15 protein-coding genes are annotated in these 19673 nt (G+C 70.6%); 11 read left to right on the top strand and 4 right to left on the bottom strand.

Translation table 11 applies throughout. From position 1 onward, the window contains the following. The first annotated feature begins 160 nt into the window (after nt 1-160). From AB0F52_RS23455 to AB0F52_RS23435, 5 genes are read left to right on the top strand one after another with little or no spacing between them, the layout of a single operon-like run. Entirely contained in the window at nt 161-970 is an 810-nt protein-coding gene (locus tag AB0F52_RS23455; RefSeq protein ID WP_360174630.1) for an ABC transporter ATP-binding protein, read from the top strand. Continuing rightward, complete coding sequence (locus AB0F52_RS23450) at nt 958-1803, top strand: ABC transporter ATP-binding protein (RefSeq protein ID WP_360174627.1); 846 nt, start codon at nt 958-960, stop codon at nt 1801-1803. Before AB0F52_RS23455 ends, AB0F52_RS23450 begins: the two co-directional genes overlap by 13 nt. Next, the gene (locus AB0F52_RS23445) at nt 1800-2678 is read left to right on the top strand and encodes a branched-chain amino acid ABC transporter permease (protein ID WP_360174624.1); all 879 of its coding nucleotides are present in this window, start codon (nt 1800-1802) and stop codon (nt 2676-2678) included. Before AB0F52_RS23450 ends, AB0F52_RS23445 begins: the two co-directional genes overlap by 4 nt. A gap of 7 nt (nt 2679-2685) precedes the next feature. Continuing rightward, nucleotides 2686-3828, top strand: coding sequence for a branched-chain amino acid ABC transporter permease (locus tag AB0F52_RS23440; protein WP_360175037.1), 1143 nt, complete (start codon nt 2686-2688; stop codon nt 3826-3828). Then, a complete protein-coding gene (locus AB0F52_RS23435) occupies nt 3825-5075 on the top strand; it encodes an ABC transporter substrate-binding protein (protein WP_360174621.1) in 1251 nt (416 codons plus the stop codon). Before AB0F52_RS23440 ends, AB0F52_RS23435 begins: the two co-directional genes overlap by 4 nt. On the opposite strand, the gene AB0F52_RS23430 is transcribed toward AB0F52_RS23435, so the two are convergent. Beyond that, a complete protein-coding gene (locus AB0F52_RS23430) occupies nt 5017-6078 on the bottom strand; it encodes a Glu/Leu/Phe/Val dehydrogenase dimerization domain-containing protein (RefSeq protein WP_360174618.1) in 1062 nt (353 codons plus the stop codon). The two genes, AB0F52_RS23435 and AB0F52_RS23430, sit on opposite strands and share 59 nt — an antisense overlap. Before the next feature lie 80 nt (nt 6079-6158). Here AB0F52_RS23430 and AB0F52_RS23425 point away from each other — a divergent pair, with 80 nt between their 5' ends. The 3 genes from AB0F52_RS23425 to AB0F52_RS23415 all read left to right on the top strand — a co-directional run bounded on the left by AB0F52_RS23425 (nt 6159) and on the right by AB0F52_RS23415 (nt 7651). Continuing rightward, a complete protein-coding gene (locus tag AB0F52_RS23425) occupies nt 6159-6614 on the top strand; it encodes an Lrp/AsnC family transcriptional regulator (RefSeq protein ID WP_360175034.1) in 456 nt (151 codons plus the stop codon). A gap of 139 nt (nt 6615-6753) precedes the next feature. After that, nucleotides 6754-7011, top strand: a complete 258-nt coding sequence (locus AB0F52_RS23420) for a hypothetical protein (protein ID WP_360174615.1) — start codon at nt 6754-6756, stop codon at nt 7009-7011. A gap of 40 nt (nt 7012-7051) precedes the next feature. Then, on the top strand, nt 7052-7651 hold the full coding sequence (locus tag AB0F52_RS23415) for a GNAT family N-acetyltransferase (RefSeq protein ID WP_360174612.1): 600 nt from the start codon (nt 7052-7054) through the stop codon (nt 7649-7651). Here AB0F52_RS23415 and AB0F52_RS23410 read toward each other — a convergent pair. Together AB0F52_RS23410 and AB0F52_RS23405 are read right to left on the bottom strand one after the other, a co-directional pair. Next, nucleotides 7642-10344, bottom strand: a complete 2703-nt coding sequence (locus AB0F52_RS23410) for a GH92 family glycosyl hydrolase (RefSeq protein WP_360174609.1) — start codon at nt 10342-10344, stop codon at nt 7642-7644. The genes AB0F52_RS23415 and AB0F52_RS23410 overlap by 10 nt on opposite strands. 311 nt (nt 10345-10655) lie before the next feature. Further along, the gene (locus AB0F52_RS23405; RefSeq protein WP_360174606.1) at nt 10656-11300 is read right to left on the bottom strand and encodes a YigZ family protein; all 645 of its coding nucleotides are present in this window, start codon (nt 11298-11300) and stop codon (nt 10656-10658) included. Between the two features lie 578 nt (nt 11301-11878). On the opposite strand from AB0F52_RS23405, the gene gltB reads away from it, so the two are divergent. Then, nucleotides 11879-16429: a glutamate synthase large subunit gene (gene gltB / locus AB0F52_RS23400; protein WP_360175031.1), complete on the top strand. Its 4551-nt coding sequence runs from the start codon at nt 11879-11881 to the stop codon at nt 16427-16429. Continuing rightward, on the top strand, nt 16422-17873 hold the full coding sequence (locus AB0F52_RS23395; protein ID WP_360174603.1) for a glutamate synthase subunit beta: 1452 nt from the start codon (nt 16422-16424) through the stop codon (nt 17871-17873). The genes gltB and AB0F52_RS23395 overlap by 8 nt, the downstream gene beginning before the upstream one ends. A gap of 57 nt (nt 17874-17930) precedes the next feature. On the opposite strand, the gene AB0F52_RS23390 is transcribed toward AB0F52_RS23395, so the two are convergent. Further along, nucleotides 17931-18803, bottom strand: a complete 873-nt coding sequence (locus tag AB0F52_RS23390) for an SDR family oxidoreductase (RefSeq protein ID WP_360174600.1) — start codon at nt 18801-18803, stop codon at nt 17931-17933. A gap of 83 nt (nt 18804-18886) precedes the next feature. On the opposite strand from AB0F52_RS23390, the gene AB0F52_RS23385 reads away from it, so the two are divergent. Then, a complete protein-coding gene (locus AB0F52_RS23385) occupies nt 18887-19459 on the top strand; it encodes a helix-turn-helix domain-containing protein (protein ID WP_360174597.1) in 573 nt (190 codons plus the stop codon). Nucleotides 19460-19673: the final 214 nt, after the last annotated feature.

Below are 19673 nucleotides of genomic sequence, written 5' to 3'. Positions count from 1 at the left end.
TCGCGACACCGCGGTACCCCGGCCGCCGTGTCCGTTTTGTGTCCGGACGGGTCTCCAGGTGGGGGTATCGGATCACTCCCGCCGAACGCAGGATGACCGCCACCGACCGTGACTCACGTCACACGAGTGGAGGAGGCCTCTTGCGTCCCGGAGTGAGTTCGTGCTGACCGTGCGTGGCCTGCGGGTGCGGTACGGCCGGTCGACGGCCGCCCTGCACGGGATCGATCTCGACGTCTCCGCCGACGGCGTGCTGGCCGTGCTGGGCAGCAACGGGGCCGGGAAGTCCACCTTGCTCCGCGCCGTCTCGGGCACGCTTCGCATGCACCGGGGCTCGATCGACGACGGCGAGATCCGTTACGCCGGGCACGCGCTCGGCCGGCTCGACCCCGCCCGGATCGTGCGGCTCGGCGTCGCCGGCGTGCCCGAGGGGCGGCAGATCTTCGCGCGGATGACCGTCGAGGAGAACCTGCGCGCCGGCGGCTTCGGCGCCCGGACCGCGGCCGAGCGGGCCGCGGCCCGCGAGCGGGTCGACGCGCTGTTCCCCGTGCTCACCGAACGCGCCAAGCAGCGCGCGGGCCTGCTGTCCGGCGGGGAGCAGCAGATGCTGGCCATCGGCCGGGCGCTGATGGCCGCGCCGAAGCTGCTGCTGCTCGACGAGCCGTCGCTGGGGCTCGCGCCGAAGGTCGTCGAGCAGATCGCGCGGACCGTCCGGGAGATCCACGACCAGGGCACCGCCGTCGTGCTGGTCGAGCAGAACGCCGTGATGGCGCTCGGCGTCGCCGACCACGCCGTGGTGCTGGAGGTCGGCCGGGTCGCGCTGGCCGGGACGGCGGCCGAGCTCGCGGCCAGCCAGGACGTCCAGCGGCTCTACCTCGGCGGGCACGCCGAGTCGCAGGAGGCCGCCGACGCCGAGGCGGAGACCGCGCGGGCCCGCCTGGCCGGCCGCAGCTTGTCGAGGTGGGCCGGATGACGCCGCCGGAGCTGCCGGCGACAACCGAGGCTTCGCCTCGGGCCGGGGGCTTCGCCACCCGGACCCCCGAAAAGCTGTGCGTCGAGGCCGTGTCCCTGCGGTTCGGCGGGATCCGCGCGCTCGACGACGTGAGCTTCACCGTCGCGCCCGGTTCGCTGCACGCGCTGATCGGGCCGAACGGCGCCGGGAAGTCCAGCTGCTTCAACGTGATCAGCGGCCTCTACCGCGCCAACACCGGCCGCGTAAGGCTCGGCGACACCGAGCTCACCGGGCTCGCGCCGCACAAGCTCGCCCGGCTCGGGGTCGGGCGGTCGTTCCAGAACGCCGCCCTCTCCCCCGGCTCGACCGTGCTGGACAACGTCCTGCTCGGCCGGCACGCACTGACCCGCGGCGGGTTCCTGGAGACCGGGCTGCGGCTGCCGTGGACGGTCCGCGCCGAACGCCGCCACGCCGAGCGGGCCCGCGAGATCTGCGCGTTCCTCGGGCTCGGGCCGGTCGTCGACGCACCGGTCGGCGTGCTGCCCTACGGCGCGGTCAAACGCGTCGACCTCGCCCGCGCGCTGGCCGTGGAACCGGTGCTGCTCCTGCTCGACGAACCCGCCGCCGGGATGAACGCGGCCGAGACCGCCGAACTGGCCGGCACCATCAGCGGGATCCGCGCGGAGCTGGGCATCTCGATCCTGCTCGTCGAACACGACATGGGCCTGGTGATGGGCATCGCCGACCGCGTCACGGTGCTCGACTTCGGCCGGCGCATCGCCGACGGCACCCCGGCGCAGGTCCAGTCCGACCCGGACGTCATCAAGGCCTACCTCGGTACGGAGGCGGCGTGAACACTTTCCTGCAGCTCGTGGTGAACGGCCTCGGCAAGGGCGCGGTGTTCGCGTTGCTGGCACTGGGGTTCGTCATCATCTTCAAGGCCACCGAGGTGGTCAACTTCGCGCACGGCTCGCTCGTGCTCTTCGGCGGCTACCTCGTCGTGGTGACGCGGGACGCGCTGGGCTGGGTGGGCGCGTCGCTCGCCGGCATCGTCTCGGCCGGGCTGCTCGGCCTGCTGGTGGAGCGGCTGCTGCTGTCGCGCTCCCGGCACGCCGACGCGAACAGCCTGGCCCTGCTCACCATCGGCGTCGACGTGATCGTCACCGAAGAGATCGTCCGCCGCCTCGGCGTCACGCTCCCGTTCCTCGGCGGCGCCTGGGACGCGAAGCCGTTCCAGCTCGGCGGGATCACGCTGTTCCGCACGCACCTGGTCGCCCTCGGCGTGGCCGCGGTGCTCATCACGGCGTTCTGGCTGGCCTTCAAGTACTCCGACTGGGGCGTGGCCATGCGGGCCCAGGCGGAGAACCGGGAGGCCGCCGCGCTGATGGGCATCCGCAGCTCGCGGGTCACCGCGACCGCGTGGCTCGTCGCCGGGCTGCTGGCCGGCGTGGCCGTGCTGTTCATCGCGACGCAGGACTTCTCCGGCGCCGGGCTGTCCCGCGGGACGCACTCGATCGCGCTGGCCGCGTTCCCCGCGGCGATCCTCGGCGGTCTCGACTCGACGGCGGGCGCGGTGGTCGGCGGCCTGGTCGTCGGGCTGGTGGAAGCGCTGTCCGCGCAGTACGTCTCGTTCGACTTCTCCAAGAGCGCGGTGTTCCTGGTGATGCTGGTCGTCCTGGTGGCGCGGCCGTCCGGGCTGTTCGGCACGAGGGAGCGAACGCGTGTCTGACCAAGCCGTGTCCGAAGTGGACACCCCGGCCGAACCGGCCGTGCCGCCGCGGCCGCGCCGCGGCCCGGCGAGCCTGGTCCGCAAGGCCGCGTGGCTCGCACTGCTGGTCGTCCTGCTCGCCTTGCCGCTGTACCTCGACGCGGCCTGGCTGAAGGCCGGGCAGTACATGATGATCGGCGCGGTCGGCGCGATCGGGCTGACGCTGGTGGTCGGGCAGGCCGGGCAGCTTTCCCTGGCCCACGCGTTCTTCCTGCTCGCCGGCGGCACCGCCTACACCGTCCTCTCCGGACCCGCCGGGGACGACCGCGTCATCGGCTTCGGCCTCGACCCCGGCCTCTCGCTGCTGGGCGCGGTGGTCGTCGCGGCCCTGCTCGGGCTGGCCTTCGCCCCGGTCGCCGGCCGGCTGCGGGGGATCTACCTCGGCGTCGCCTCCCTGGCGCTGGTGTTCCTGGGCCTCTACTTCGGACAGTCCGCCGAAGAGCTCACCGGCGGGACGTCGACCGGGCGCGCGCCCGCGCCGTTCTCCCTGTTCGGCTTCCCGTTCACCAACGACGGTCCCGCGATCACCCTGCTCGGCGTGCCGATCCGGCAGGCCGAGCGCATGTGGTACCTGTTCCTGCTGCTCACCGTGCTCGCGTTCGTGATCGCGCGCGGGGCCGTCCGCGGCCGCGTCGGCCGCTCGTGGCGAGCGGTGCGCGACAACGAGGCCGCGGCCGCGGTGATGGGCGTCAGCGTGCTGCGCGCGAAGGCGGGCGCGTTCGCCGTCTCGTCGGCCTACGGCGGCCTCGCCGGCGCGATGACCGTCCTGTGGTTCGACATCCTCAAGCCGGACGAGAGCGAGTTCGGCACCTACGGCATCAACGTGTCGATCGCCTACCTGGCGATGGTGATCATCGGCGGCCTCGGCTCGGTCCCCGGCGCGCTGGTCGGCGCGCTGATCGTCAACGGCCTGCCGCAGGTCCTCGCCCTGTATTCGGCCGACCTGGGCTGGTTCTCCGGCACCGGCGACGGCGCGCTGACCCCCGTCCTCGTCAGCTCGTTCGTCTACGGCGCCGCGATCATCCTCGTCGTGCTGTTCGAGCCGGGCGGGCTCGCCGCGCTCGGCCGCCGGCTCACCCGTCTTCGCCGTCAACCCCCGGAGGAACCATGAAACGCACACACCTGGCGGCGGCGCTGGTGGCCGTCCTCGCGCTCTCGGCGTGCAGCACGAAGGCGGGCGACTCGGGCTCGCCGGGCTCGGACAGCTCCGGCGTCAAGACCGGCAAGGGGGTGACGGCGACCGAGGTGACCCTCGGCGTGATGACCGACAAGTCCGGCGTGTTCAAGAACCTCGGCCTCGGCGTCACGCAGGGCAACGAGCTGTGGGCCAAGGACTTCAACGCCGCCGGCGGCGTGTGCGGGCGGCAGGTGAAGCTCGAGGAGGCCGACCACGGCTACAAGGCCGACACGGCGAAGACGCTGTACCCGCAGATCGAACCGAAGGTGCTCGGGTTCGTGCAGCTGCTGGGCTCGCCGGTGGTGGCCGCGCTGAAGCAGAACCTGGCCACCGACAAGGCCGTCGCCGCGCCGGCGTCGTGGTCGTCGGAGCTGCTGGACAACCCGTACGTGATGATCGTCGGCACCACCTACGACCTCGAGATGATCGACGGCCTGTCGTACCTGCGGGAGCAGGGGCTGATCAAGGACGGCGACACGATCGGGCACGTCTACATCGACGGCGAGTACGGCAAGAACGGCCTGCGCGGGTCGCAGTTCTACGCGAAGAAGCACAGCCTGACGGTCAAGGAAGTGAAGATCACCTCGACCGACAGCGACCTCACGAACGTCGTCACCGGCCTCAAGGGTGACGGCGTGAAGGCGATCGCGCTGACCACGACACCCGCCCAGACCGGGTCCGCCGTCGCGGCGAACAAGGCGCTCGGGCTGAACGTGCCGGTGCTGGGCAACAACCCGACGTTCGACCCGGTGCTGCTGAAGAGCCCGGCCGCCGGGGCGCTGGACAAGCTGACGGTCGTCGCGAGCAGCGTGCCGTTCTCCGCGGACCTGCCGAAGGCGAAGGACGTGGCGGCGAAGTTCAAGGCCGCGTACAAGGAAACGCCGAACGGTGGCGTCCCCTACGGCTACGCGGTGGGCGAAGTCTGGGGCGCGGTGCTGAAGAAGGCCTGCGACAACAAGGACCTCACCCGCGACGGCATCGCGGCGGCCCTGAAGCAGACGACGTCGGCCAGCACCGACGACCTGGTCGCGGCGCTCGACTTCTCCAAGCCGGGGACGCCGGCGACGCGCCAGGTGTACGCGGCCACCCCGGACGCCTCCGCCGAGGGCGGCGTCAAGTACGTCAAGCCGTTGTTCGAAGCGCCCGAGGCGAAGGAGTACGTGGCACCGCACCAGAAGTGAGCCGGCGCCCGGCCAGCGCGGCCGCCTCCCGCAGCGGGGTGGTCGCGTGGGCCTCGGCGGCTACCAGGAGGCCCGCGACGGTCTGCTCGATCGTCTCGACGCGGGCGAGCGCGGCCTCGTGGCCGAGCCCTTCGGCTTCCCGCGAAAGGGTGTAGAGGATGCCGCCCGCGCTCGCCACGTAGTCCGGGATCCACAGCACGCCACGCGCCGCCAGGGCGTCGGCGACGGTGTCGTCGGTGAGCTGGTTGTTCGCGGGGCCGACGACGAGCGGCGTGTCGAGCCGGGCGACGGTTTCCGGGTCGAGCACCCCGCCGACCGCCGCCGGGATGACCACGTCGGCGGTGAGGGTGAGCGCCTTCGCCGGCTCGACCCAGGTCAGCCCCTGCTTTTCGGCGCCGGCCCGCTTGGCCGGATCGATGTCGGAGACGACGACGTCGGCCCCGGCGGCGTGGAGGCTCGCCGCGAGGTGGGCGCCCACCGAGCCGTAGCCGCTGATCACCACCCGGCGTCCCGTCATGGCCGCCGAGCCGGCCGCGGCGCGGAGCGCGGCCAGCACCCCGGCGGCGGTCGGGCCGCTGGAGGAGCCGGTTCCGCCCGCGGACTCGGGCGTGCAGAAGGCGTACGGCGAGGCTTCGCGGAGCACCAGCATGTCGGCCGGGCCGGTGCCCACGTCCGGGCCCGCCTGGTAGCGGCCGCCGAACTCGGCGATCAGGTCGGCGTGGTCGAGCAGGACGGCCCGGCGCTCCTCGGGCGAGAGCAGGCGGCCCGGCTCGGGCGCGATGACGCTCTTGCCGCCGCCGAACGCCAGCCCGGCGACGGCGCACTTGGCCGTCATGGCGGCCGACAGGCGCAGGACGTCGCCGATGGCGTCTTCCAAGGTGCTGTAGGGCTTGAAGCGGCACCCACCGACGGCGGGGCCGAGCGCGGTCGAATGGATCGCGACCATCGTGGTGATGCCGGATCGACGGCCCCGGCGGACTACGAGCTGCTCATGTGCGGTCATCAGAGCCGAAGTTAGAGTGACCGTCGGCGGCCAAGCTCGGCTGCCGAACGAAATTCGGTACGGATGCGGAGGGCCCGGTGCTGGACGAACTTGATTCGGCGATCGTGCGGCTGTTGCAGGAGGACGCGCGCCAGACCAACCGGGACATCGCCCGGAAGGTCGGCATCGCGCCTTCGACGTGCCTCGAACGCATCCGGCTGCTGCGCGAACGCGGCGTCATCCGCGGCTACCACGCCGACGTCGACCTGGCGAGCCTCAACCGCGGCGTCCGGGCGCTCGTCACGGCGCAGGTGCGGCCGTTGAGCCGGGCGGTGATCGACTCCTTCCAGCGGTCGATCGCCGAACTCCCGGAGGTGCTCTCGGTGTACGTCACGGCGGGGAGCGACGATTTCCTGATCGAAGTGACCACTCCGGACATCGACGCGCTGCACGCATTCCTGACCGACCGGCTGGCCCTGCGCCGCGAGATCGTCGGGTTCCGGACGTCGATCGTTTTCCGGCACCTGCGGAAGACGACGCTTGAACCCCTTCCCTAGGGGTATCCGGGGGCTAGCCCTGGCTGGCACGACACGCCACCCCTAGGGAAACACCCGGAATACCCGGGTTCGCACGCTCAAAGGCGGAAACTGTCGGTGGCAGGGCGTCTAATGAGTACAACGGGAAGGAGGCGCCGCCATGATCACCGCATTGAACCATCGTGAGCGGGCCACGTTGAGAGCCGTGGCCGGGGGCCACGCCGAGATCAGCTGCAGCTGCGAGCCCGACCTCTTCATCGACGGCCTGAGCTGCTGCGACCAGACCACCGTGCACCGGCTCGCGCGGCTCGGCCTGATCGCACCCGCACGGCCCGGCAAGTGCGGCGAGCGCGTGCCCGCGCTGCTCACCGAGGCCGGCTCGCAGGCGCTGGGCGAGGTCTTCGCCGCCGCCGCGTAAACGCGTTGCCACACACTGGGGTCACTGACAGCATCACCCGATGCAGGTATTCCTCGAAACCGAGCGGCTGATCCTCCGCCGGTTCACCGAGAACGACGCCGATGCGCTCTTCGAGCTCTACGACGACCCGGCCGTGATGAAGTACCTCAATGGGGGACGGCCGGCGGACCGCACCGAGATCGTCACACTGGATCTCCCCGCCTTCCTCGGCTACTACGAGCGTTTTCCCGGCTACGGGTTCTGGGCGGCGATCGAAAAGAGCACCGGCGACTTCCTGGGGTGGTTCCATTTCCGTCCCCGCCCGGACGACCCACCGGACGAGCCCGAGCTCGGCTACCGGCTGCACCGGACGGCGTGGGGCAAGGGCTACGGCACCGAAGGCTCCGCGGCACTGCTCGCCAAGGGATTCACCGAACTGGGGGTCACCCGGGTGACCGCGTCCACCATGGTGGTGAACGAGCGCTCGCGGCGCGTGATGGAAAAGCTGGGGATGACGCTCGTCCGGACCTACTTCGAGGAGTTCCCGGAGCACGAACGCGCCCCGGGCAGCGAGCAAGGTGACGTCGAGTACGCGATCACCCGTGAAGAGTGGCTCGCGAGCGCCGCGTCCGGCGCTCACGAGCCACCGGATCAGCGGTAGACCTCGAACTCGTAGATCCGCGCCGCGCCGTTGCCGTCGTTGGCCGGAGTGTTCAGGTTGAGCTTCACGTACCGCGCCGATCGGGTGGTGATCGGGTGGTACGTGCGGCTCGCCCGGGACCCGCTCACGGACGCGACCGTCGTCCAGGTCGAGCCGTCGGTCGACGTCTGGATCGTGAAAGCGCCCGTGTTCCAGCTCGTGGTTTCGCCGCCGAGGCCGGCGTGCTTGACCACGAACGAGGACACGTTCTGCGCCGACCCGAGATCGACCTGCAGGTACTTCGTCGCGGCGGTGCTGCAGAACTTGCTGTTGTTCGCCAGGCTGCCGTCGACCGCGTTGGCCGCACCCTCGGCCGAGTTGCACGTCGCCGAGCCCGTGGCCGCCTTGCCCAGCGCCAGGTTCGTGCCCAGCTCCGGGGCGGCGGGCGGCGGCGTGAACCCGTCGTTGTACGACGGCGGCACGTCCGACACGTTCGTGCCCCAGGCGCTCGGCGACGAGCCCATCGTGTAGCTCAGCGTGCCCGCGCCCGCGATGTCGCCGTAGCGGATCCACGACTTCGTCGTCGAGACGCCGTTGACGCTCACGCTCTGCACGTACTGGGCGCCCTGGCCCGCGCCGCTGCCGGTGATCTGGATCGTCCCGGACGGCCGGATGATCGAAGCCGACGGGAACAGCGGGCCGTGCAGGGCCAGGACGTCGGCGCCGGGTGTCGCCGGGTACATCCCCAGCGCGGCGAAGACGTACCACGCCGAGGTGGCGCCGAGGTCGTCGTTGCCGGGCAGGCCGCCCGCCCCGGTGGTGAACGACTCGTTCATCACGCGCCGGACCGCGGAGCTGGTGCCCTGCGGGTGGGCGGCGTAGTTGTACGCCCACGGCACGCCGTGCTCGGGCTCGTTGCCGATGTAGAAGTACGGCTGGGTGAGGCCGCCGTTGAGCTGGGTGAAGTGGTGGTCCAGCCGTTGGACGGCGGTCTGGCGGCCACCCATCAGGTTGATCACGCCCTGGTAGTTGTAGGGCACCATCCAGGTGTACTGCGAGGGGTTGCCCTCGGTGTAGCCGCTGTTGCTCGACGGCACGACCGGCCACGCCCAGTTCCCGTCACTGCCCCGCGGCTGGATGTAGCCGGAGTCGGGACCGAACACGTTCTGCCACCACTGGGCCCGCTGCATGTAGGTGGTGTACTTCGCGGTGTCCCCAACGGCCTTCGCGAACTGCGCCACCGCGAAGTCGGACGCCGAGTACTCGAGCGAGTCCGACGGGTCTTCGTAGACGTAGTGCCGGCTGAGGTAGCCGCTTTCCCGGCCGCGGATCGCCTGCCCCTGCGTGGCGCCGCCGCTCGCGCTCTTGTCCATCAGCGTCAGCGCCGCCGCGGTGTCGAAGCCGCGGACGCCGAAGGCGTACATGCTGCCGACGATGATCGGCCCGGGGTCACCGGTCATGACGAAGTGCTCGTTGCTGTTGTGCGACCACTTGGGCAGCAACCCGCCCTGCTGGCCGTCCAGCACCATCGACTTCGCGATGTCGCTCGCTTCGTTCGGCGCGAGCAGCCCGATCAACGCGGCCCACGACCGGTAGATGTCCCAGCCGGAATAGTTCTGGTAGACGGTGTGGGACGCCGTGTGCACCGCCTGGTCGAACCCGCGGTACTGGCCGTTCGTGTCGCTGGCGATGTTCGGGTTCTGGAAGACGTGGTACAGCGCCGTGTAGAACTTCTGCAGGTCCGCGGCGGCGCCCCCGGTCACCTGGACGCGGTTGAGGATGGTGTTCCAGCTCGTGTCGGCCGCGGCCCGGGTGCCGGCGAAGTCGAAGCCGGGGTTTTCGGCGGCGAGGTTCGCCTGCGCGTTGGCCAGGCTGACGAACGAGATGCCGATCTTCGCCTGCACTCCTGCGTTGCTCGTGGTGTCGAAGGTGACGTACCCGCCGGAGTTCGTACCGCTGGTGCTCGCCGAACCGGCGTTCACGGTGCCGCCGAGCCAGGTGCCGAACCCGCTGGGCGCGCGGTCGAACTGGATGACGTAGAAGATCTGGTAGGTCTTCGACGAGCCGCAGAACCCGCCGCCGGTCACCGAACCGGTGAGCTGGCTGCCGTTGATGCTGATCGACCCGCTGCGGCTGCCGGTGGCGCTGCGGCTCGTGTTCACGAGCAGCCGCGCGGAGGTCGTGCCGGGGTAGGTCAGCTTCATGAAGCCGGAGCGCTGGGTGGCGGACAGCTCGACGGTCGTGTTGTAGGTGTCGAGCTTGTTCTTGTAGTAGCCGGGCGCGGCCGACTCGTTCGCCTTGGTGTAGTGGCCCGCGTACCCGGTCCAGCCGGTGCCCGGCGAGGTGCCGATCGCGCCGGTGATCGGCAGCAGGCCGAGGTCTTCGTTGTTGGCGCAGCCGGCGCCGTTGAAGTGGGTGAGGCTGAATTCCTCGATGCTGCTGTCGCCGTAGCGGTAGCCGGACGGGGACGCGGTCGGGGTGTCCGGGCTGAACTGCACCATGCCGAACGGGACGACCGCCCCCGGGTAGGTGCTGCCGCCGGCGCCACCGGGCACCGGGTTGGGCGAGTTGCTGTTGTCGGTGCCGATGAAGGGGTTCACGTACTGGGTGAGGGCAAGTGTCGCGGCGCCGGCGGCCGGGGCGACGAGCCCCGCTCCCACGAACACCGCGGCGAGCGCGGCCGCGCACACCCGTTTGGCCAGTGGTCTGGACATGGCCCTTCCTCTCCTTGTCGCACCTTTTCCGCTGGGCGACATCGTTGTCGGGCAAGCAGAACGAGCGGTGACAACGTTGTCAGCGTGGCTCGCGCCGCGCCGGCAACGTCCAGGGGGATCGAAGTGGTACCGGAACTCGGTGGCAGGACATGGTGGCACGGCAGGACCCGCCGGCGGAAGCACCGAAAGTTCGTTGTGCGCCAACCGGTTCCGCGACCGGACCACTCAGCGCCGGTGGACCACCCGGCAGCCCGAGCCCCGACGGCAGCGTCGCGAACGACTCATTCGGGACGTCGTAGGTCCCGAATGAGTCATTCGCGACCTTGGCGCCCGGAGGTCACCCAGTGGTCGCCAAGTGGGGTCGTGGCCGCTTCGCCGTTCGTCAGGTCGGCGAGCCAGCCGCGGAACGCGCCGGCCTCACCCGGAGCCAGACCGATCTCGAAGCGGGCCAGCTCGTCGAAGCGAGTCGCGTGGAGCAGGTAGGGCGACGCGCGCAGGTCGTTCTCCAGCCGGCCCGCGCGGTCGTAGCTCACCGCGACCTCGACGAGCCTGAGACGCCGGTGTTCTAGTACACCAACAACTTCCAGAGCGTCCGAAACGGACTGACCGTACGCGCGGATCAAACCGCCCGCGCCGAGCAGCACCCCGCCGAAGTACCGCGTCACCACCGCGACGGTGTCGGTCAGCTCGCGCCGGCGCAGCACTTCCAGCATCGGCGTGCCCGCGGTACCGGCCGGCTCGCCGTCATCGCTGGACCGCTGCGTCCGCCCGTCCGGGCCGAGGACGAAGGCGTGACAGTGGTGCCGTGCACCCGGATCCGCGCGGCGGCGGGCCGCGATGAACTCGCGCGCGGCCTCTTCCGACGTCACCGGAGCGAGCGCGCAGAGGAACCGGGAGCGCTTGATCTCGATCTCGTGGACGCCCGCACGAGCCACGGAGAGATAACGATCAGTCATCGGCCAAGTCCGCCATGCACCCAGCTTGCCACCCCGGACCGGGGGTTAGGCAGCCACCTGGGACCACTTCGGACGGACATTTCCGCAGGTCAGGCGCATTACCGCTCGTTCTGCGGGAGAGCCGGCCCGGCATATGGGACTACCCCTGGTGTCGTCAACGCAAGCGTGGCATTTCCCACCCGGGCGCAACGACGTATGTCGATAACAGCGAATTCACACTATCGTCATAAGACCCGGCGAACCCGGGAGTAACACCGCGCGCTCCGGACGGCCCCCACCACAGTGGCCGGCCTGTGCGCGCTCGCAGCACCCGACATGTTCGGCTGCCCAGTGTTGTGCGGCCTCCCAGATGATCCGCGTCCGGTTTCCGGCGTCACTAGGCCAACACAGCGACGCTCGGCCGGTGCCGCGCGGCATCTTGCACTTCGACAACGCCGACAACAGCAACTGTTCTCGACTGACCATCGCGGTCCCGGACCACTTCGTTAACCGGTTCAGCTCGAACCACTCGATGGAGTGAGTACCGGTCGCGCCAACGCCTTGGGAGGCGGCCAGCCGTGACCCACCGTGCCAGTTCCCTGCCCCCGTCCGGGGAGCAGCTCAGCAACGCCGAGGCCGCGGGCCTCTACCGGAGCGACTACGAACACGACGCCTGCGGTGTCGCCTTCGTCGCCGACCTGACCGGGCGCCGAGATCATGCGATCGTCGCCAAGGCTTTGGTTGCGTTGCGCAATCTGGAACACCGCGGGGCTCGTGGCGCCGAACCGGACACCGGCGACGGCGCCGGGCTCCTGATCCAGATCCCGGACGAGTTCTACCGCGAGGTCGTGGACTTCGAGCTCCCCGAGCCGGGCACCTACGCCGTCGGCACGGCTTTCCTGCCGCAGGACGAAAAGCGCCGCGGCCGGGCCATGACGACCATCGAGCGCATCGCCGCCGAGGAGGACATGCGCGTCCTCGGCTGGCGCGAGCTGCCGGTGCACACCGAGCACTGCGGGCCGACCGCGGCCGAGACCATGCCGCACTTCACGCAGCTGTTCCTCGCCGCGCGCCGCCCGAAGCCGGAGCATTCGGACCCGCTGCACATCGAGCGCAGCGCCTTCTGCGTCCGCAAGCGCGCCGAGCACGAGCTCGTCGAAGAGGACGTCTACTTCCCGAGCCTGTCCTCGCGCACGATCGTCTACAAAGGAATGCTCACCGAGCCCCAGGTGGAGCGGTTCTTCGCCGACCTCACCGACGAGCGCGTCACCAGCGCCATCGGGCTGGTGCACTCCCGCTTCTCCACCAACACGTTCCCGTCGTGGCCCCTGGCGCACCCGTACCGGTACGTGGCGCACAACGGCGAGATCAACACCCTGCGCGGCAACCGCAACTGGATGGACGCCCGCGAGGCCCTGCTGGAGACCGACCTGATCCCGGGCGACCTCAAGCGCGTCTACCCGGTGATCACCCGCGGCGCCAGCGACTCGGCGAGCTTCGACGAGGTCCTGGAGCTGCTGCACCTCGGCGGCCGCTCGCTGCCCCACGCCGTCCTGATGATGATCCCGGAGGCCTGGGAGAACCACCAGGAGATGGACCCGGCGCGGCGCGCGTTCTACGAGTTCCACTCGACGCTGATGGAGCCGTGGGACGGCCCGGCGCTCGTCGCCTTCACCGACGGGTCCCAGATCGGGGCGGTGCTCGACCGCAACGGCCTGCGCCCCGGCCGCTACTGGGTGACCGACGACGGCCTCGTCGTGCTCGCCTCCGAGGTCGGCGTGCTCGACATCGACCCGGCGACGATCGTCCGGAAGGGACGCCTCGAGCCCGGCCGGATGTTCCTCGTGGACACCGTCGAAGGCCGGATCATCGAGGACGAAGAGGTCAAGACCGAGCTGGCCACCGCCCACCCGTACGACGAGTGGGTCGAGGCCGGCCTCCTGCAGCTGGAAGACCTGCCGGAGCGCGACCGCGAGGTCCCGCTGCACGCCGCGCTCGTCCGCCGCCAGCAGGCGTTCGGCTACACCGAGGAAGAGCTCGAAGCCATCCTCGAGCCGATGGCCCGCACCGGCGCGGAGCCGATCGGCTCGATGGGCAACGACTCGCCGATCGCGACGCTCTCGAGCCGCCCGCGGCTGATCTTCGACTACTTCATCCAGCTGTTCGCCCAGGTGACGAACCCGCCGCTGGACGCCATCCGCGAGGAGCTCGTCACCGCGCTCGGCACGCAGATCGGCGCCGAGCCGAACCTCCTGGTCGGCGACGCCGCGAGCTGCCGGCGGATCGCGCTGCCGTTCCCGGTGCTCGACAACGACCAGCTCGCCAAGCTGGTGCACGTCAACGACGACGGCGACCTGCCGGAGTTCCAGGCGGTCACCGTGCTCGGCCGCTACAACGTGCACGGCGGCGGCGAGGCGCTGATCAAGCGGCTCGACGAGATCCGCGCCGAGGTTTCCGAGGCGATCGAGGACGGCGCCCGGCTGATCGTGCTGTCCGACCGCGGCGTCGACGAGCACCACGCGCCGATCCCCTCGCTGCTGCTGACCGGCGCGGTGCACCACCACCTCGTCCGCGAGAAGACGCGCACGCAGGTCGGCCTCATCGTCGAGGCCGGCGACGCGCGCGAGGTGCACCACATCGCGCTGCTCATCGGGTACGGCGTCGCCGCGGTGAACCCGTACCTGGCGATGGCGACCGTCGAGGAGATGGCCCACCAGGGCCTGATCCCCGGGGTGACGCCGAAGCAGGCGACGCAGAACCTGATCAAGGCGCTCGGCAAGGGCGTCCGCAAGACGATGTCGAAGATGGGCGTTTCGACGGTCGCGTCCTACACCGGCGCGCAGATCTTCGAGGCGATCGGGCTCGGCGAAGAGGTCATCGACAACTGCTTCACCGGCACGACGTCCCGCCTCGGCGGCGTCGGCTTCGAGACGCTCGCCGACGAGGTCGCGAAGCGGCACAAGTACGCCTTCCCGGCCGACGGCGTCCGGGCCGCTCATCGCGAGCTCGAAACGGGCGCGGACTACCAGTGGCGCCGCGAAGGCGAGCCGCACCTGTTCAACCCGCAGACGGTGTTCAAGCTCCAGCACTCCACGCGGGCCGGGAAGTACGAGGTCTTCAAGGAGTACACCAAGGCCGTCGACGACCAGGCCGAGAAGCTGCTGACCCTGCGCGGGCTGTTCGACTTCAAGTACGGCAAGCGGGCGCCGGTGCCGATCGACGAGGTCGAACCGGTCTCGGAGATCGTCAAGCGGTTCGCCACCGGCGCGATCTCCTACGGCTCGATTTCCATGGAGATGCACCAGACCCTCGCCATCGCGATGAACCGCCTCGGCGGGAAGTCGAACACCGGTGAGGGCGGCGAGGACGCGGAACGGCTGTACGACCCCGAGCGTCGTAGCGCCGTGAAGCAGGTCGCGTCCGGCCGGTTCGGCGTCACGAGCGAGTACCTCGTCAACGCCGACGACATCCAGATCAAGATGGCGCAGGGCGCGAAGCCCGGCGAGGGCGGCCAGCTGCCCGGCGCGAAGGTGTACCCGTGGATCGCGAAGACGCGGTTCTCGACGCCGGGCGTGGGACTGATCTCCCCGCCGCCGCACCACGACATCTACTCGATCGAGGACCTGGCGCAGCTGATCCACGACCTCAAGAACGCCAACCCGAACGCGCGCATCCACGTGAAGCTCGTGTCCGAGGTCGGCGTCGGCACGGTCGCGGCCGGCGTGTCCAAGGCCCACGCCGACGTCGTGCTCATCTCGGGCCACGACGGCGGGACGGGCGCTTCGCCGCTGTCGTCCATCAAGCACGCGGGCGGCCCGTGGGAGCTCGGCCTGGCCGAGACGCAGCAGACGCTGCTGGCCAACCGGCTGCGCGACCGGATCGTCGTGCAGACCGACGGCCAGCTCAAGACCGGCCGTGACGTCATCATCGCGGCGCTGCTCGGCGCCGAGGAGTTCGGCTTCGCGACCGCGCCGCTGGTGGTGTCGGGCTGCATCATGATGCGCGTCTGCCACCTCGACACCTGCCCGGTGGGCGTCGCGACGCAGAACCCGAAGCTGCGCGAGAAGTTCAGCGGCAAGGCCGAGTACGTCGTCAACTTCTTCGAGTTCATCGCCCAGGAAGTGCGGGAGTACCTGGCGGAGCTGGGCTTCCGGTCCATCGCCGAGGCCGTCGGGCACGCCGAGTTCCTCGACAAGCGCAAGGCCATCGACCACTGGAAGGCGGCCGGGCTGGACCTGTCGCCGATCTTCCACGTGCCCGACGTGGCCCCGGCCGGGCTGCGCCTGCAGCAGACGAAGCAGGACCACGGCCTCGAGAAGGCGTTGGACAACACGCTGATCCAGCTGGCCGAGGGTGCGCTGAACTCCGGCGACAAGGTGCGGCTGGAACTGCCCGTGCGCAACGTGAACCGGACCGTCGGCACCATGCTCGGCTCGGAGCTGACCAAGCGGTGGGGCGGCGAAGGCCTGCCCGACGACACCATCGACGTCACCTTCACCGGGACCGCCGGCCAGTCGTTCGGCGCGTTCGTGCCGAAGGGCATCACGCTGCGGCTGATCGGCGACGGCAACGACTACGTCGGCAAGGGCCTCTCCGGCGGCCGGCTGATCGTGCGGCCGCCTCGCGAAGCGCAGTACGTCGCCGAAGAGCAGATCATCGCCGGCAACGTCATCGCCTACGGCGCGACCAGCGGCGAGATCTTCATCCGCGGCAAGGTCGGCGAGCGGTTCTGCGTGCGCAACTCGGGTGCGCTGGCCGTCGTCGAAGGCGTCGGCGACCACGGCGGCGAGTACATGACCGGCGGCCGGATGGTCGTGCTCGGCCCGATCGGGCGCAACTTCGCGGCCGGCATGTCCGGCGGCATCGCCTACGTGCTGGACCTGCCCGCGCACCGCGTCAACCCGGAGATGGTCGACCTCGACCCGCTCGACTCCGAGGACGCGGACTTCCTGCGGGAGACGCTGGAGAAGCACTACAACGAAACGGAATCCGCGGTCGCGCGGGAACTGCTGGCCGACTGGGACGCGGGCGTCGACCGCTTCGGGAAGGTCATGCCGAAGGACTACAAGCGCGTGCTCGCCGCCCAGGTGCAGGCCGAGCGCGACGGGCGCGACGTGAACGAGGCGATCATGGAGGCCGCACATGGCTGACCCCAAGGGCTTTCTGACCACCACCCGCGAAGAGCCGAAGCGCCGCCCGGTCGACCTGCGGCTGATGGACTGGCGAGAGGTCTACGAAGACTTCGCCACGACGAAGCTGCAGAAGCAGGCCGGCCGGTGCATGGACTGCGGCATCCCCTTCTGCCACCAGGGCTGCCCGCTCGGGAACCTCATCCCCGAGTGGAACACGCTGACCTGGCGCGAGGACTGGCAGCAGGCCATCGAACGGCTGCACGCGACGAACAACTTCCCGGAGTTCACCGGGACGCTGTGCCCCGCCCCGTGCGAAACCGCGTGCGTGCTCGGGATCAACGACGACCCGGTGACGATCAAGCGGGTCGAGATCTCGATCATCGACCGGGCCTTCGACGAAGGCTGGGTGCAGCCTCAGCTGCCGGTGGCCCTCACCGGCAAGAAGGTCGCGGTCGTCGGGTCCGGCCCGTCGGGTCTCGCCGCGGCGCAGCAGCTGACGCGCGCGGGCCACAGCGTCGTGGTCCTCGAGCGGGCCGACAAGATCGGCGGGCTGCTGCGCTACGGCATCCCCGAGTTCAAGATGGAGAAGTCCCGCCTCGACCGGCGGCTCGACCAGATGCGCGCCGAGGGGACGGAGTTCCGGGCGTCGGTGAACGTCGGCGTGGACATTTCCGCTTCCGAGCTGACTTCGTCTTACGACGCCGTGGTGCTGGCCGGTGGCGCCACCGACTGGCGTGACCTGCCGATCCCCGGCCGGGACCTGGCCGGCATCCACCAGGCGATGGAATTCCTGCCGCCGGCCAACCGGGTCGCTTCGGGGGACCTCGAGGCGTCTCCCTTCGACGCCGCGGGCCTCGACGTCGTGGTGATCGGCGGCGGCGACACGGGCGCGGACTGCGTCGGGACGTCGCACCGCCAGGGCGCGCGTTCGGTGACGCAGCTGGAGATCATGCCCAAGCCGCCCGAGGCGCGTTCGGACGCGCACCCGTGGCCGACGTACCCGATGATCTACCGGGTGTCCTCGGCGCACGAAGAAGGCGGCGAGCGGCTCTACGCGGTGAACACGCAGGAGTTCCTGGGTGACGCCGACGGTCGCGTGCGCGCGCTGAAGCTGGTCGAGGTCCGCAACGAGGGCGGCAAGTTCGTCCCGGTGCCCGGCTCGGAACGCGAGCTGCCGGCGCAGCTGGTCCTGCTCGCGATGGGCTTCCTCGGGCCGCAGAAGAAGGGCCTCATCGAGGACCTCGGCGTCGAACTGGACGCGCGCGGCAACGTCGCCCGCGACAAGGCGTTCAAGACGAGCCTGGACAACGTGTTCGTGGCCGGCGACATGGGCCGCGGCCAGTCGCTGATCGTGTGGGCGATCGCGGAGGGCCGCAGCGCCGCGGCCGGCGTCGACGCGTACCTGACCGGCCGCGACGTCCTGCCCCGCCCGATCGCGCCGACGGACCGGCCGATCGCGTAGGACCCGGCGCCGGCGGAGGTGTCATCGTCGCCACCTCCGCCGGCGCTGTACCACCCCTCAGTCGTAGTAGCCCTGCTCGAGGTCGTCCAGCAGCCCCGGCTGCGTGGGCCGCCAGCCGAGCAGTTCCCGGGTCGTTTTCGCCGACGCCGGCTGGTCGAACGCCAGGATCGCGCCGAGGAAGCCGAGCTCTTCGGCGGCTACGGACTTCACCGGCAGGCCGAGGCGGCGGCCCACCACCTCGGCGACATCGCGGATCCGCACGCCTTCGTCGCCGACCGCGTGCAGCACGGCTCCCGCCGGGGCCTGCTCGAGCGCGAGCCGGAACAAGTGCGCGGCGTCCAGGACGTGGACCGCGGGCCAACGCTGCGTCCCGTCGCCGACGTACGCGGCGATGCCCTTCTCGCGCCCGAGGGTGACCAGGCGGGCGATGAGCCCGTGGGCGTCGCCTTCGCCGTGCACCGAACGCGGCAGGCGGACGAGGGACGCGCGGACGCCGCGTTCCGCCGTCGCGAGGACGGCCCTGGCGATGTCTCCCCGGCCGGCCACCGGACCCGCGAAGACCGAATCGTCCTGCTCGGTCGAGGGGCGGCCGGGCACCATCGGCGTCCCCGAAGCGGCGACGAAGGGCTTGCCGGCCAGCACCGCACTCATGGCGCCGACCGCAGCCGCGTCGGTCCGGATCGCGGCGTCCATCCGGCTGAAGTCGTGGCCGAAGGCGAGGTGGACGACGCCGTCGGCGCTTTCCGCGCCCTTTTCCAGGACGTCGAGGTCGGTGAGGTCGCCGCGAAGGACGTCGGCGCCCATCGCGGCGACGGTCTCGGCTGCCTCGCCCGATCTCGCGAGCCCGACGACTTCGTGGCCTGAGCCGAGCAGTCCGGGCACGAGGGCCCGGCCGATCCAGCCGGACGCGCCGGTGACGAACACACGCATGAGGTTTCTCCCTTGATGATGACACCTGGTGCCATCACCATAGCACCGTAATGACACCAGGTGTCATCGCCTAGGCTGGGGCCATGAGCCGCTGGGAGCCGAACACGCGCGAGCGCCTGCTCGACGCCGCGCTCGACCTGTTCGGCGAGCGCGGGTACGACAGCGTCACGGTCGCCGAGATCACGGAGCGGGCCGGGCTGACGAAGCGGACCTTCTTCCGCCACTTCAGCGACAAGCGCGAAGTGCTCTTTGCGGGCCAGGAGCTGCTGAGCCGGATCTTCGCCGAGGCGATCGCGGAGGCCCCGGCCCCGGCGACCCCGATGGAGGCGGTCGCGGCGGCCCTGACGGCGGCCACGACCCCGTTCGGGCCGCAGCGCCGGGAGCGGGCGCGCCAGGTCCGGGCGGTGGTCGCCGGCCACCGCGACCTGCACGAGCGAGAACTGCTGAAGCTCGCGACGTTGCGGGCCGCGATGGCCGACGCCCTGCGCGCGCGGGGAGTCCCGGACCCGACGGCCCGCCTCGCCGCCGAAATCGGCGGCCTGGCGTTCTCGACCGGCTTCGCCCGCTGGGTCGCGCCGGGCAACGAGCGGGAGTTCGCCGAACTCGTCCGCGAGGCACTGGCCGAGTTGCTGGCGGCGACCACCACACTGGCCTGACTCGGCGGGCCGCCCCCTCTTTCCGCCGGGGTTTCCCCATTCCCTGGTGGACACCAACCGGGCCGGAGCACCGATCCGGCCGCCGGGCCATTTGTTTCCTCCCCGAAACTGTTTCGCGCTCAACTTAATCTTTCGTGTGAAACCGGAAATCGGGTGGCATCGCCCGCCTCCGGCACTGCACTCTGTATTCAGGGGACCCGGTCGGCCCGAGGGG

The organism is Amycolatopsis sp. NPDC024027 (genome assembly GCF_040638975.1).
Lineage (GTDB): Bacteria > Actinomycetota > Actinomycetes > Mycobacteriales > Pseudonocardiaceae > Amycolatopsis.
This window is presented reverse-complemented; position numbering and strand designations above follow the sequence as displayed.

Coding starts and splice junctions, on each gene's coding strand:
- AB0F52_RS23435 (WP_360174621.1), top strand. CDS start 3,825: ATGAAACGCACACACCTGGCGGCGGCGCTGGTGGCCGTCCTCGCGCTC.
- AB0F52_RS23430 (WP_360174618.1), bottom strand. CDS start 6,078: ATGACCGCACATGAGCAGCTCGTAGTCCGCCGGGGCCGTCGATCCGGC.
- AB0F52_RS23420 (WP_360174615.1), top strand. CDS start 6,754: ATGATCACCGCATTGAACCATCGTGAGCGGGCCACGTTGAGAGCCGTG.
- AB0F52_RS23415 (WP_360174612.1), top strand. CDS start 7,052: ATGCAGGTATTCCTCGAAACCGAGCGGCTGATCCTCCGCCGGTTCACC.
- AB0F52_RS23410 (WP_360174609.1), bottom strand. CDS start 10,344: ATGTCCAGACCACTGGCCAAACGGGTGTGCGCGGCCGCGCTCGCCGCG.
- AB0F52_RS23405 (WP_360174606.1), bottom strand. CDS start 11,300: ATGACTGATCGTTATCTCTCCGTGGCTCGTGCGGGCGTCCACGAGATC.
- AB0F52_RS23395 (WP_360174603.1), top strand. CDS start 16,422: ATGGCTGACCCCAAGGGCTTTCTGACCACCACCCGCGAAGAGCCGAAG.
- AB0F52_RS23390 (WP_360174600.1), bottom strand. CDS start 18,803: ATGCGTGTGTTCGTCACCGGCGCGTCCGGCTGGATCGGCCGGGCCCTC.
- AB0F52_RS23385 (WP_360174597.1), top strand. CDS start 18,887: ATGAGCCGCTGGGAGCCGAACACGCGCGAGCGCCTGCTCGACGCCGCG.